At 44.2% G+C, this 15025-nt stretch carries 6 protein-coding genes; all 6 read left to right on the plus strand.

The genetic code is table 11. From position 1 onward, the window contains the following. Positions 1-1917, plus strand: a 1917-nt coding sequence (locus F902_RS22255; RefSeq protein WP_005206852.1) for a YadA-like family protein, incomplete at its 5' end; no start/stop codon positions are given. A gap of 60 nt (positions 1918-1977) precedes the next feature. Continuing rightward, positions 1978-2787 (plus strand): trimeric autotransporter adhesin/peptidogylcan-associated protein TpgA, encoded by an 810-nt coding sequence (gene tpgA / locus F902_RS20820; protein ID WP_005206853.1) that lies wholly within the window; start codon positions 1978-1980, stop codon positions 2785-2787. 398 nt (positions 2788-3185) lie between these two features. After that, a complete protein-coding gene (locus tag F902_RS20825; protein ID WP_005206854.1) occupies positions 3186-12665 on the plus strand; it encodes an ESPR-type extended signal peptide-containing protein in 9480 nt (3159 codons plus the stop codon). Positions 12666-12735: 70 nt separating this feature from the next. Beyond that, the gene (locus F902_RS20830) at positions 12736-13125 is read left to right on the plus strand and encodes an outer membrane protein assembly factor BamE (RefSeq protein WP_005206855.1); all 390 of its coding nucleotides are present in this window, start codon (positions 12736-12738) and stop codon (positions 13123-13125) included. Between the two features lie 192 nt (positions 13126-13317). Next, the gene (locus F902_RS20835; RefSeq protein WP_005206856.1) at positions 13318-14043 is read left to right on the plus strand and encodes a helix-turn-helix domain-containing protein; all 726 of its coding nucleotides are present in this window, start codon (positions 13318-13320) and stop codon (positions 14041-14043) included. Between the two features lie 21 nt (positions 14044-14064). Further along, positions 14065-14949 (plus strand): LysR family transcriptional regulator, encoded by an 885-nt coding sequence (locus F902_RS20840; protein ID WP_005206859.1) that lies wholly within the window; start codon positions 14065-14067, stop codon positions 14947-14949. Positions 14950-15025 lie beyond the last annotated feature (76 nt).

Raw genomic sequence — 15025 nt, forward strand, 5'->3', positions numbered from 1 at the left:
ACAGGCAAGATCAGTGGTGTTGCAGATGGCACGATTGCAGCAGGTTCAACCGAAGCGATTAATGGTGGTCAAATCCATGCTATTGCAGACAGTGTTAAAAACTCAATTGGTGGTGAAACGACGCTGAATCCAGATGGTTCAATTACCACTTCCAATGTAGGGAACACAGGTCAAAACAACATTCATGACGCGATTGACTCAGTTCGTGGTCAGGCAGTTGCAGCCAAAACTACCGTTACCGAAGGCGACAATATGGTGGTGACGCAGAGCAAGAATGCGGATGGTAGTACTAACTATGAAGTTGCCACTGCAAAAGATGTGAAATTTGACAGTGTTACCGCAACAGATGCAGACGGCAATGAAACCATTCTGGATGCAAAAGGTGTGAGCTTAAAAGACCAAGCTGGAAACACCACAATTCTTGGTCAGGATGGTCTTAGTTTCGCTGACCCGATGGGGAATAGCGTTGGTCCACGTATCAGTGCAAGAGGCATAGATGCAGGCAATACGGTGATTACGGGTGTTGCACCAGGGCGTATTGCAGCAGATTCAACCGATGCAATCAATGGCAGTCAGTTAAAAGGTGTTGCAGATAGTGTATCGAATGCAATTGGAGGGAATACCACCGTCAATCCAGATGGCAGTATTAACACAAGCAACATTGGTGGAACAGGCAAAGACAACATCAATGATGCAATTGGTGCTGTAGGTAAAGCAGCCCAAGCAGCGAAAACCACAGTAAGCAAGGCTGATGGTGATGAGAATGTCACTGTTACAAGCCGTCCAAATGATGAAGGCGGTACAGACTTCCAAGTTGGCTTATCGAAGGACATTAAAGTTGATAGCGTGACTGCGGGCGATACCGTAATCAATGGCGATGGTTTAACCATTGCAGGTGGTCCAAGCGTGACGAAAGACGGGATTGATGCAGGTGATAACAAAGTCACGGGTGTCGCCGATGGGACTATTGCAGCAGGCTCTAAAGATGCAATCAATGGCGGTCAATTACATGGTGTTGCAGACAGCGTGAGAAATGTGGTCGGAGGTAATGCCAAAGTGAATCCAGACGGCTCAATTACGACCAGTAATGTGGGTGGTACGGGTAAAAACAACATTGATGATGCGATCAACTCTGTTCGAGGTGCGGCTGCAGCAGCCAAATCAACGGTCAGCAATAAAGATGGCAACATTAGCGTAAACGAAACGACCAAAGCTGATGGCAGTAAGGACTTTGAAGTCGGTTTAGCCAAAGACATTACCGTAGACAGTGTGACGGCTAAGGATGTTAATACCAATCAGGTCAATGTAGGTGGCGCTGGTGGAACTACGATTGCAGCAGATGGTGTTCGTATCGTGGAAGGGCCAAGCATGACCAAAGAGGGCATCAATGCGGGTGGCAAAAAAGTCACAGGTGTTGCGGATGGTGCGATTGCCAGTGGTTCTCAAGATGGAATCAATGGTGGGCAGCTACATCGTTCTTATGAAGATGTTGGTAAGGCGCTTGGTGGTGGAGCGGGTTATGACCCAAGTACAGGCTGGAAAGGGCCAAGCTACGATGTTGCAGGCGGAAAATATGACAACGTTGGTGATGCATTAGGTGCAATTGATAACCGTGTAACTAATCTTGGTGATCAGTTACAACAAGCCTTCTACGATACCAATAAGCGTATGGATAAGCTGGAAGACAAAATGTCTGCGGGGATTGCTGCAACTGCTGCACTTGAAAATGCGCCATTTGTACCTGGTAAGCTCACCATGGCAGCAGGTGCGGCGTATTACAACGAGCAAAGTGCAATTGGTGTGACCTTCCGTAAGACAGCCGACAATGGTCGTTGGTCACTCACGACTGGGGCGGCAATGGGAAGCCAAGGCAATAGTCCACTGGTTCGAGTTGGTGTCAGCACCATCATTGATTAAGTTTTTAGGGAGAGTCGAAAGGCTCTCCTTTCTTCAAACAATAAATAAGTGAGAACGGATATGAATAAGATTCAAGCTTTAATGATGATGGCGCTTGCGGGCATTGCATTGAATAGTCAGGCAGTCACCCCTGTTGAGGCGCAAGGTGAAGTCGAGTTACAAACGACTGATGAAGTGACTTTTCCTGAGGTGAATAAAAGTTATCTTAAACTGGTAAAACGTTATGAATACAATGATGTTGCCCGTTTAGATGTGGGCATGAACAAAGACCAATTCCGCCATATTCTCGGCAATCCGCACTTTAGTGAAGGTGTCTTTGCGGTGAAAACATGGAACTATGTCTTGGATATTCGCGTGCCGAATACACAGGATTATAAACGTTGTCAGCTACGCATTGATTTTGACAAGAAATACATTGCCAATCGTTTGTCTTGGAAAGGTGAAGAGTGCCAAGGTTTGATGACTTGGGGCGTGAATAATGTGGTTCCAGCAGTATTGCCTGCACCAATCCAAACGGCTCCACAGACAGGAACGGTATTTTTTGCCTTTGATCGCTCAGATAGTAATGCGATAGAACCAAACTCAAGCAATCTTGAGAGTATGGCGACAGCAATTCAGCAATCCGAAAACCCTGTAACTGTTTCGGGTTATGCAGATCGACTTGGTAAGTTTGACTATAACCAAGACTTGTCTTCACGTCGTGCCAATACAGTAGCTCAGCTATTAGTACAACGAGGCGTAGATCCAAAACGTATTCAAATACAGGTGAGTGGTGGAACCAGTGTCTATCAGCAATGTTCTGGTCAAGCACGCAATACCCAGTTGGTTGAATGTCTAGCACCAAACCGCCGTGTGAATATTCAGTGGTAATTTAAATATAATAAGAAGAGTAAATCGATGTTTAGGTTTGCTCTTTTTATTTATATAGTTGTTTTATCTTTAATAAATTTAAATGATGTGTTCTGGTTGGTGATTTAATAATTTTTAAAAAATAATATAAGATGTTGGTTGGTAGAATATGGTTTGTAAAATTAAATATTATTTTTTATTTAACTGTGATTTGAGAAATGTTTCAATTGTAAATATGCTCTGCCTATTATGTTTATCAAACATTCCTGTAATGTTAATGTTTTTCTATTTTTTAATCTAATTTTAAAACTTACAAAAAAAGCAACTTAAATGTTAAGTTTTTGGATGTAACTGTTAAATAGTCCCTCATTTTATTCTCTAAATTAAATAGTGCTTATTAATAAGAAAGGCACTCGATCATGAATAAAATATATCGCTTAGTTTGGAATAAATATTTAGGTTTATGGACGGTTGTTTCAGAGCTTGCACGCGGTACAACGAAAAAACGCAATGTTTCAGTAACATCAACGGTAGCAGCTCGTAGTCTCCCTCCTTTAAATTCTAATTTACTGTATACACAATCTTTGTTTAAGCCAATTTTATTGGCAACGGTGATGAGTTCGATTTTTTATAGTAGTCATAGTTTTGCAGGTTATGAGTTGAATGGTGGTTCAACTTTTACGAACTGTACATCGGCAAGTACAGGCAGTGGTACGGAATCAACCAATAGTCTTGCATTTGGTCCCAATGCTTGTGCGCCTACAAATGATTCAATTGCAATTGGACGAGCGGCATCGACACAATCGGTTGGTGGTGTTTCGAACCAAAGTATTTCTATTGGTGCATTTTCACGTGCAGGTGGCGACCAATCTGTTGCTTTAGGTGCAAATACTCGGGCAACAGGAAATTCTTCGGTGGCGATTGGTGGTGATGATGTTGACCGGTTAGCAAATGATGCTGCTTTAAGAGCAAAATACAACCAAATTACAGGCGGTACGATAGTTGCAGGACAATATCCAACAACAACTGCGATGCAAGGTTCAACAGCCGTCGGCGTACAGGCAAATGCGACAGGAGACTTTTCTTCTGCTTATGGAATGACTTCCAAAGCTACAGGCGATGCATCTGCAGCTTTTGGTGTTCAGGCAAATGCCACAGGCCTAGGTGCAGTCGCTTTTGGTGCAGTAGCACAAGCAACAGGAAATGGCTCGGCAGCTTTAGGTGTAAATGCAACAGCCTCTGCTAATAATGCAACAGCGATTGGTTCTGGAAATAGTAAGGCTGTTGCAGCAAGAGCGACAGCAGTGGGTGCGACAGCAGTGGGTAATCTTTCATTGGCGAGTGGCGTTGGCGCTGCAGCAATTGGACGAAATACACGGGCATCGGGAGATCGATCAATTGCCTTGGGGGATGGTTCTCAATCTACAGCGAATGGTACGGCTGCTTTTGGGGTAAATGCAAATGCCTCAGCAGATAAAGCAATTGCGATAGGTTCTGGAGAAACGCCTGATACAGCGGCAAAAGCCTCGGCTGTTGATGCAACTGCGATTGGTAATCGGTCCGTATCGAGCGGTGTAGGTTCAGCAGCTATAGGGCGAGCTGCTCAAGCAACAGGGGATAAATCACTAGCACTAGGCGATGCTGCACAGGCTGTAACCAGTGGAGATATGGCTGTTGGCGATACAGCTTATGCACGAAGTGGAGCGGGTAATATTTCAGCGATTGCTTTGGGGCGTAACTCCAAAGCAGATGGAAATAATACTTTAGCAATAGGCAATGCCGCGCAGGCAACAGATAACTTTGCTGCAGCGATTGGTAACTCTGCTGAAGCTAGTGCTGATAATTCGATTGCAGTGGGTAATTCAGCAAAAGCAGCTGGTAATTTTTCAAGTGCATTGGGAAATACTGCGACTGCAAGTGGCTTAGAAGCATCAGCTGTTGGGAATAGTGCAACTGCTTCAGGAAACTATGCACTCGCAACTGGAAGTCGGGCACAAGCAACTGCTGAGGAAACAGTCGCTATAGGTCATGCTGCTACCGCGCAAGGTAGCGGAGATATTGCAATTGGTAGTGATGCCAAGACTGCTTTAGATAATAGCAATAATATTGCAGTAGGGAATAAAGTGACTACAGGAGCGACAGGCCAAAATGTTGCGATTGGCTCAAGTGGCACGACTGCTAATTCGGAGACAGTTGACGGTGGGGCAGTTGCAATAGGTCGTGATCAGGTAGCTAATGGTGATGGTGCAGTTGCCATCGGTGATCCAAACCGAGCTAGCGGTAGTGGTGCGGTTGCTTTAGGTAAGGACAACACTGCGGCAGGGGATACAGGTGCAACCACTTTGGCAAGTGGTGCGGTAGCAATTGGTAACACAAATGAAGCGATTGGTCAGGGTTCAGTTGCCATCGGGAATATTTCTAAAGCATCAGCAGCTGGTGCTATTGCTTTAGGTGATACTGCTAATGCAGCAAACACCCGTGATATTGCAATGGGGTATGGGGCAACGGCACGAGGTGTTACTGAAGATGATGGCATTATTCGTACAGCTACAGCAATTGGTAGTGAAGCGAATGCAGATGGGCGTAATACACTTGCAGTGGGTGAAGCCAGTTCAGCCACGGGTTCAGGTGCAAATGCATTAGGTGCAGGCGCAGAAGCGACAGCTGATTTTACCACTGCGACAGGTAATCAGGCAAAAGCAACCGCAGGTCATGCAACCGCAATCGGGAATTTTGCCGAAGCTTCGGGTGTTGCTGCTACGGTTATGGGTTCAACGGCTAAAGCCAGTGGGGAAACGTTGAGTGCTTTTGGTGCTTTATCAAATGCTTCAGGGGTTGAGTCAACTGCAATCGGTGCTGGTGCTCAGGCGACGAGTGATAACGCTGTTGCATTAGGTGGAGAAGCTCAGGCGCAAGCAATTCGTGGGACTGCACTCGGTTCCAATGCTGTAGCAAGCAATGCCGATGATGTGGCATTAGGTTCAGGTTCAGTCACTGCAGCAGCCAATCCAACATCGAATGGGACCGTTGGCGATATTACTTATAACTATGCAGGCACCAGTCCAAGCAGTGTGGTCAGTGTAGGCAGTGAAGGTAGCGAACGCCAAATCACCAATGTTGCTGCAGGTCGTGTCAGCGAAAGCAGTACTGATGCAATTAATGGTTCACAACTCTATTCAACCCAACAGGCTTTAGGCAATTTGGCTGAGTCAACCGCAAATCATTTAGGCGGTAACTCGGTGGTTAATTCAGACGGTTCGATAACCGCACCAAGCTATATCGTGAATGATACTCCAATCAATAATGTTGGTGATGCGATAGAAGCTTTGGATCAGGGTTGGAATTTACAAACAAATGGTGCTGGCGCAGATGCCATTAAAGCAGGCGACACAGTTGATATCGGTACAGTTGCGGGCGAAGAAAATCTGACGGTGACCAATAATGGCAACACGATTCAATACGGTTTAAACCGAAATCTGAAAGTAGACAGCGTCACTGCGGGAGATACAGTTATTAATACCGATGGTATGACCATTACTAATGGTCCAAGTATTACCAAGTCAGGTATTAATGCTGCAGGTAATCCAATTACTAATGTCGGTGCAGGGGTGGCTGACACAGATGCGGTGAATAAAAGCCAATTAGATGCAGCAACCGCAGCAGGTAAAAATACCGTGAGTGAAGGTAAAAATATCACGGTCACAGAATCAAGCAATGCAGATGGCAGTACCAATTATCAAGTCGCAACCGCAGATAACGTTGAGTTTAACAATGTCGCAGTCGGTGATGTCACGATTGATGGAACCACGGGCAAGATCAGTGGGGTAACCGCAGGTGATGTGAGTGCGACTTCAACTGATGCGATTAATGGCAGCCAGTTGGCAGGTACAGCTAAGAGCGTATCCGATGCTTTGGGTGGCAGTTCAACCGTAAACCCTGATGGCACCGTGACTGCACCAAGCTATGAAGTAAATGGAGAAACGGTTCGTAATGTAGGTGATGCCATTGAGCAACTCGATCAAGGTTGGAACTTACAAAGCAATGGTGCCAAAGCGGGTGCAGTCAAAGCAGGCGACACCGTTGATATCGGTACAGTTAATGGTGAAGAAAATCTGACTGTCACTAAAGATGGCAATACCATTCAATATGGTCTCAATAAAAACCTTCGCGTTGATAGTGTGCGGGCTGGCGACACCTTAGTGAATGATAATGGTGTGACCATTACTAATGGCCCAAGTATCACCAAGTCTGGTATCAATGCAGCAGGTAACCCAATTAGCAACGTCGGTGCAGGCGTGAATGATAGCGATGCCGTGAATAAAGGTCAGCTCGACGATGCCGCTGCGGCAGCCAAAACCCAAGTCACCCAAGGTAAGAACATCACGGTTTCCAAAACCACAGGCGCAAATGGACAGGACATCTATAACGTTGCAACCGCAGACAATGTTGAGTTTAACAATGTCACTGTCGGTGATGTCACGATTGATGGCACCACGGGCAAAATCAGTGGTGTAACTGCGGGCGAAGTCAGTGCAACCTCAGATGAAGCAATCAATGGTAGCCAATTGGCAGGAACAGCCAAGAGCGTATCCGATGCTTTAGGTGGTGGTTCAGTGGTGAATCCAGATGGCACCGTGACTGCACCAAGCTACACGGTAAATGGTAATAATGTCAGCAACGTTGGCGCCGCGATTTCAGAACTGGACAAAGGCTGGAATTTACAAAGCAATGGTGCCAATGCTGGTGCAATCAAAGCAGGAGATATGGTTGATATCGGTACAGTCAATGGTGAAGAAAATCTGACTGTGACTAAAGATGGTAACAATATCAAATATGGCCTAAACCGTGATCTGAAGGTAGACAGCGTTCGAGCGGGCGATACCTTAATCAATGATAATGGTGTGACCATTAGCAACGGTCCAAGTATCACCAAGTCAGGCATTAATGCTGCAGGTAATCCAATTAGCAACGTCGGTGCAGGCGTGAATGATACCGATGCTGTCAATAAAGGACAGTTGGACGATGCTGCAGCGGCAGCGAAAACTGAAGTGACTCAAGGCAAGAACATCATGGTTTCTAAAACCACGGGTGCAAATGGACAAGACATTTATAACGTTGCAACTGCGGATAATGTTGAGTTTAACAATGTAGACGTAGGTGACGTTGCAATTGATGGCAGCACAGGCAAGATCAGTGGAGTAACCGCAGGTGATGTCAGTGCGACTTCGACAGATGCGATTAATGGCAGTCAATTAGCTGGCACAGCCAAGAGCGTATCCGATGCTTTGGGCGGTGGTTCAGTAGTGAATCCAGACGGCACTGTGACTGCGCCAAGCTATGAGATCAACGGCAACACCATGACCAATGTGGGTGCTGCCTTGACTGAGTTGGATAAAGGTTGGAACTTACAAAGTAACGGTGCCAATGCAGGTGCAGTCAAAGCAGGGGATACGGTTGATATTGGTACAGTTAATGGTGAAGAAAACCTGACAGTCAGCAAAGATGGTAATACGATTAAGTATGGTCTCAATAAAAACCTTCGCGTTGATAGTGTCCGAGCAGGCGATACCTTAGTGAATGATAATGGTGTGACCATTACTAATGGCCCAAGTATCACCAAGTCAGGGATTAATGCCGCAGGTAATCCAATTAGCAATGTCGGTGCAGGCGTGAATGATAGCGATGCCGTCAATAAAGGCCAGCTCGATAATGCCGCAGCGGCAGCCAAAACCGAAGTCACTCAAGGCAAAAACATCACCGTTTCTAAAACCACAGGTGCAAAAGGACAGGACATCTATAACGTTGCAACTGCGGATAATGTTGAGTTTAACAATGTGCAAGTGGGTGATGTCACGATTGATGGCAGCACAGGCAAAATTAGTGGAGTCACTGCGGGCGATGTGAGTGCTACTTCAACCGATGCGATTAATGGTAGCCAGTTGGCGGGTACAGCGAAGAGTGTATCGGATGCTTTGGGAGGAGGTTCAACGGTTAATCCAGATGGTACAGTGACTGCACCGAGTTATGAAGTAAACGGAGAAACGGTTCGTAATGTGGGGGATGCCATTGAGCAACTCGATCAAGGTTGGAACTTGCAAAGTAACGGTGCCAAAGCAGGTGCAGTCAAAGCAGGTGACACGGTTGATATCGGTACAGTCAATGGTGAAGAAAATCTGACGGTCACCAAAGATGGCAATACCATTCAATACGGACTGAATAAAGATCTGAAAGTTGATCGTGTGACTGCGGGTGACACGGTGATTAATACCGATGGTGTCACCATTAGCAACGGGCCAAGTATCACTAAGTCAGGCATTAACGCAGCAGGTAACAAGATCACGAATGTGGCACCTGGAACGGCAGGAACAGATGCTGTCAATAAAAGTCAATTAGATGCGACAACAGCGGCAAGTAAAAATACGGTCAGTGAAGGCAAAAATATCACGATCACAGAATCAAGCAATGCGGATGGCAGTACCAATTATGAAGTCGCAACAGCTGATAATGTGGACTTTAATAATGTGACAGTTGGTGGTCCAAATGGTATCAACATTGATGGAACCACAGGCAAGATCAGTGGTGTTGCAGATGGCTCAGTTGCCGCAGGTTCTAAAGATGCGGTCAATGGTGGTCAACTCAACGATAGCGTTGTGTCTACAGGCGATATCTTGGGTGGTGGCGTGACCAATGAAGGCGGTAAGCTGAATGGTCCATTTACTGTGAGTGGCAAAGGCTACGATACGGTTGCCGATGCGATTCAAGGTGAAGCTGCAGCCTCTAAAACAGAAGTGACGGAAGGCAAGAATGTTATTGTGACCAAAACTACAGGTGATGATGGTCAAGACATCTATAACGTAGCGACCAAAGATGATGTCTCCTTTGATTCGGTTCAAGTGGGTGATGTGAATATTGATGGAGCGACAGGCAAAATCAGTGGCGTTACAGATGGTACTGTTGCAGCAGGTTCAACAGATGCGATCAATGGTAGCCAGTTGGCAGGTACAGCCAAGAGTGTCTCGGATGCTTTGGGCGGTGGTTCAGTGGTTAATCCAGATGGCACCGTGACTGCGCCAAGCTATACGGTAAACGGCAATAATGTCACTAATGTTGGAGCAGCCATTTCAGAGCTGGACAAAGGCTGGAACCTACAAAGTAACGGTGCCAATGCCGGTGCAATCAAAGCAGGTGACACAGTTGATATCGGCACAGTGAATGATGAAGAAAATCTCACGGTGAGTAAAGAAGGCAAAACGATTCAATATGGTCTGAATAAAGATCTGAAAGTGAATAGTGTCACTGCGGGCGATACGGTGATTAATACCGATGGTGTCACTATTGCGAATGGCCCAAGTATCACCAAGTCAGGCATCAATGCAGCGGGTAACCCAATTAGCAATGTTGGTGCAGGTGTTGACGACACTGATGCAGTCAACAAAGGTCAATTAGACAAAGCCGCTGTTGCATCGAAAACCGAAGTGACCGAAGGTAAGAACGTCACCGTCACTAAAACCACAGGTGCTGATGGTCAAGACATCTATAACGTAGCGACCAAAGATGACGTCTCCTTTGATTCGGTTCAAGTGGGTGACGTCAATATTGATGGCACGACAGGCAAAATCAGTGGAGTTACAGATGGTACTGTTGCAGCAGGCTCTAAAGATGCAGTCAATGGCGGTCAGCTGAATGATAGCGTTGCCTCTACAGGTGATATCTTGGGTGGTGGCGTGACCAATGAAGGCGGTAAGTTGAATGGTCCATTTACAGTGAGCGGCAAAGGCTACGATACGGTTGCCGATGCGATTCAAGGTGAAGCTGCTGCTGCGAAAACCGAAGTGACAGAAGGCAAGAACATTACAGTGACTAAAACCACAGGTGCTGATGGTCAAGATATCTATAACGTTGCAACCAAAGATGATGTGTCATTTGATTCGGTTCAAGTCGGTGATGTCAACATTGACGGAACTACAGGCAAGATCAGTGGTGTTGCAGATGGCACGATTGCCGCAGGTTCAACCGAAGCCGTGAATGGTGGTCAAATCCATGCTATTGCAGACAGTGTTCGTAACTCAATTGGTGGTGAAACGACGCTGAATCCTGATGGTTCAATTACTACGGGCAATGTAGGGAACACAGGTCAAAACAACATTCATGACGCGATTGACTCAGTTCGAGGTCAGGCCGTTGCAGCCAAAACCACGGTGACCGAAGGCGACAATATGGTGGTGACGCAAAGCAAGAATGCTGATGGCAGTACCAACTATGAAGTAGCTACTGCAAAAGACGTGAAATTTGACAGTGTCACCGCAACAGATGCAGACGGCAATGAAACTATTCTGGATGCCAAAGGTGTGAGCTTAAAAGACCAAGCTGGAAACACCACAATTCTTGGTCAGGATGGTCTTGGTTTCGCTGACCCGATGGGGAATAGCGTTGGTCCACGTATTAGTGCAAGAGGCATAGATGCAGGCAATACGGTGATTACAGGTGTTGCACCAGGGCGTATTGCAACTGATTCACAAGATGCAATCAATGGCAGCCAGTTAAAAGGTGTTGCAGATAGTGTTGCTGGAGCAATCGGTGGAAATACCACGGTGAATCCTGATGGCAGCATTAGCACAAGCAACATTGGTGGAACAGGAAAAGACAACATCAATGATGCAATTGGCGCTGTGGGTAAAGCTGCACAAGAGGCCAAAACCACGGTAAGTAAAGCGGCTGGCGACGAAAATGTCACTGTAAGTAGTCGTCAAAATGCAGATGGTAGTACGGATTATGAAGTTGGCTTATCGAAGGACGTTAAAGTCGATAGCGTGACTGCGGGTGATACGGTCATCAATGGCGATGGTTTAACCATTGCAGGCGGTCCAAGCGTGACTAAAGACGGGATTGATGCAGGTGATAACAAAGTCACGGGTGTTGCCGATGGTACTGTAGCGGCAGGTTCTAAAGATGCGATCAACGGTGGTCAATTACATGGTGTTGCAGACAGCGTGAAAAACGTGGTCGGAGGTAATGCCAAAGTGAATCCAGACGGCTCAATTACGACCAGTAATGTGGGTGGTACGGGTAAAAACAACATTGATGATGCAATCAACTCAGTTCGAGGTGCGGCTGCAGCAGCCAAATCAACGGTCAGCAATAAAGATGGCAACATTAGCGTAAACGAAACGACTAAAGCTGATGGCAGTAAGGATTATGAAGTCGGTTTAGCCAAAGACATTACCGTCGACAGTGTGACGGCTAAGGATGTTAATGCCAATCAGGTCAATGTAGGCGGTGCAGGTGGAACTACGATTGCAGCAGATGGTGTTCGTATCGCGGAAGGACCAAGTATCACCAAAGGTGGTATTGATGCAGGAAGCAGGAAAGTTACAGCTGTGGCTGAAGGGGCAATTGCAGCAGATTCAAAAGATGCAATTAACGGTAGCCAATTGCATAAATCTTATGAAAATGTAGCTAAGGCCTTAGGTGGCGGAGCGGGTTATGATCCAAGTGCAGGTTGGACCGCACCAAGTTATCAGGTTGGTGGCAACACACATAACAATGTAGGAGATGCACTCAATGCACTTAATAATGCCGATCAGGCATTAGGTGATCGAATCACAAACCTTGGCGATCAAATGCAACAGGCCTTCTACGACACCAATCAACGGATTGACGATGTCAAAAAAATGGCGAATGCAGGGGTTGCAGCAGCAATGGCACTGGAAACCGCGCCGTATATTTCAGGTAAATATACCTATGCCGTTGGGGCTGCTTACCATGGTGGTGAAAATGCCGTGGGTCTAACACTGCGTAAGACCGCAGATAACGGCCGATGGTCACTCACAACTGGTGTTGCAGCAGCTTCTCAGGGCGATCCAAGCTTCCGAGTCGGTCTAAGCGGTGTATTTGACTGATTATTTATTTAACTTTGGGAGAGCCATTTAGGGTTCTCCCTGACTTAAACAATAATAAGTGAGAATCGAGATGAAAAAGATGAAAGCCTTAATGATGATGAGCTTATTGGGTGCTGTATTGCCAAGCCAAGCACATAGCAAAACAGATGCCATGCATGCACAGGATGTTACTTTTCCGGAAGTCGATAAAAGTTATCTGAAATTGGTTAAACGTTATGAAATGAATGACGTTGCGCGTTTAGGTGTGGGAATGAATAAAGATCAGCTTCGCCACATTTTAGGAAATCCACATTTCAATGAAGGATTGATGCTAGTCAAAACGTGGAACTATGTATTAGATATTCGCGTACCCAATACACAGGATTATAAACGTTGCCAGTTACGTATTGATTTTGATCAGAAATATAAAGTAGAACGTTTATCATGGAAAGGAGATGAGTGTCAGAACACTATCGTTTAAAGATAAGAGATAATCATGTGATTATTTATTTGTAACTAGCAAGTTTAGATCAAAAATTAAATTAAACAAACAGGAGAAGAAAGACCTGTTTGTTTAATTTTCCTAAAATGATTATTTATAGGATATAAAGTGTCAAAAAAATAAGACCAAGGTTTGATAAGCTCTTAAGAGTTGAAATATGAGATGGAGAATATGTTTCATACTTTTTCACATTGTGAAAAAAATATAAGACTGCATATTATTGAAGTCGGCAATAAAGATCTAAAGCATGCAGTAATTTTTTTTCTCTTGGAGATAGATAAGTTTTTTTCTTTAATTAATAGTTTGTCTTTGGATCATTTTCGCATTGTTTTGATTTATCGCTGTGAAATATTAAATCAGGATTTTATTGGGCAAGATCTGTTAGATGGGTTTAAATGTTTAACAGATCGTTTAGTTGTTGAGAATACGCACTTTATATTTGAACCAGACTTGGATGATGCCTATAAATATGCCCTATATACCAGTGATTTATTTGACTCAGTTACGATTTGCAAAAAGTTCGATGAACTATGTATGCAGGCCTTCTTTGCATCTTGTCCACTTAAAAGCGAGGATAAGATAGATTTTATTGGTAGAGTGAATATTCAAATCAGCAATATTTTATCGGAAGGAGAACCTTATCTTATTAAAGTAGCAAAAAAAATGAGATTAACACCGCGGGTGTTATCTAAAAGAATAAGAAGTGAAGGCGAAGAATTTAAATTATTAGTTAAACAAAAAAGACATGAAAAAGCCTTGTTTTTATTAAAAAATGAAAATGTGAGTTTGTCTGATATCGCATATACATTGGGTTATACGGAACACAGTGCTTTTACACGCGCATTTAGAGGATGGACTGGATGTTCGCCTTGCCAGTTTAGAAAGTATTTAAAGTAATTCGATCTGAGGTATAAAGTTTTGGATATTAGGGATTTAAAAACTTTTATATATGTAGCTGATCATCAGTCTATTACCGTCGCTTCCGAGAAATTAGGCGTCAATCAGTCGACGGTGACAAAACGCATTTTTAATATGGAAGAGATTGTTAAAGGTGTTTTGTTCAATCGAGGTACACGACCATTACAATTAACCCAGTTAGGAAAAAAGGTTTATTTTAAAAGTTGTTTTATATTGCGACAGTTTGAATCACTCAAAAATTTTCATACTGAAAGTAGTGAAATTATTAAAAAAAATATAAAGATTGGTATTGCACAAGTATTGATTGATGATCTGTTGGACTTAGTCATGAGTGAATCCAACAAAATTAATCCATATTACGACATTGATATTTATAGCGGATGGGGGAGTGGTCTTATTCAGCAAGTTCATGCGGGTGAAATTGATTTAGCGGTGTTGATGCTACCACCTACCCTGAGCTTAGCTGCTTCAGTTTCTTTTGTTGACGTTGGTACGCTTCCCTTAGTTATCGTTGCTCGAAAAGGAGACTGTTATAAATATAATAGTTTAGAAAAATGTAGTAAGCGTGGATGGGTACTGCATCCTGAAAATTGCTGTTTTAGAGAAAGCTTAGCCAAACTTTTATATGAAAGAAAGTTAGGTTTTTATATCAATAAAGAAATTTATGGAGTTGAGTTGCAATTACAAAGTATTTTGAATGGTGACGGCTTCGGTATTTATCCAAAAGCTTTATTTGATAAATTTATAGTTAATCATGATGGGTTGGAGATCATTGAATTAAATGATTTCTCTCTCAATTTGCATGTAGGTGTAGTCAAATCCCAACATATTGATCATGAGGAAGCAAATGCTTTTATCGAGATCGTGAAAAATCATTATTTTTAGTTGCTCAGAATTGTATTACGAATAAAAAAGTTTTCCGAATCGCTTTAATTTTTGATGAATGGAAGCGCTAAAAGCC

It is taken from the genome of Acinetobacter higginsii (assembly GCF_000369525.1).
In the GTDB taxonomy this organism is placed as follows: Bacteria; Pseudomonadota; Gammaproteobacteria; order Pseudomonadales; family Moraxellaceae; genus Acinetobacter; species Acinetobacter higginsii.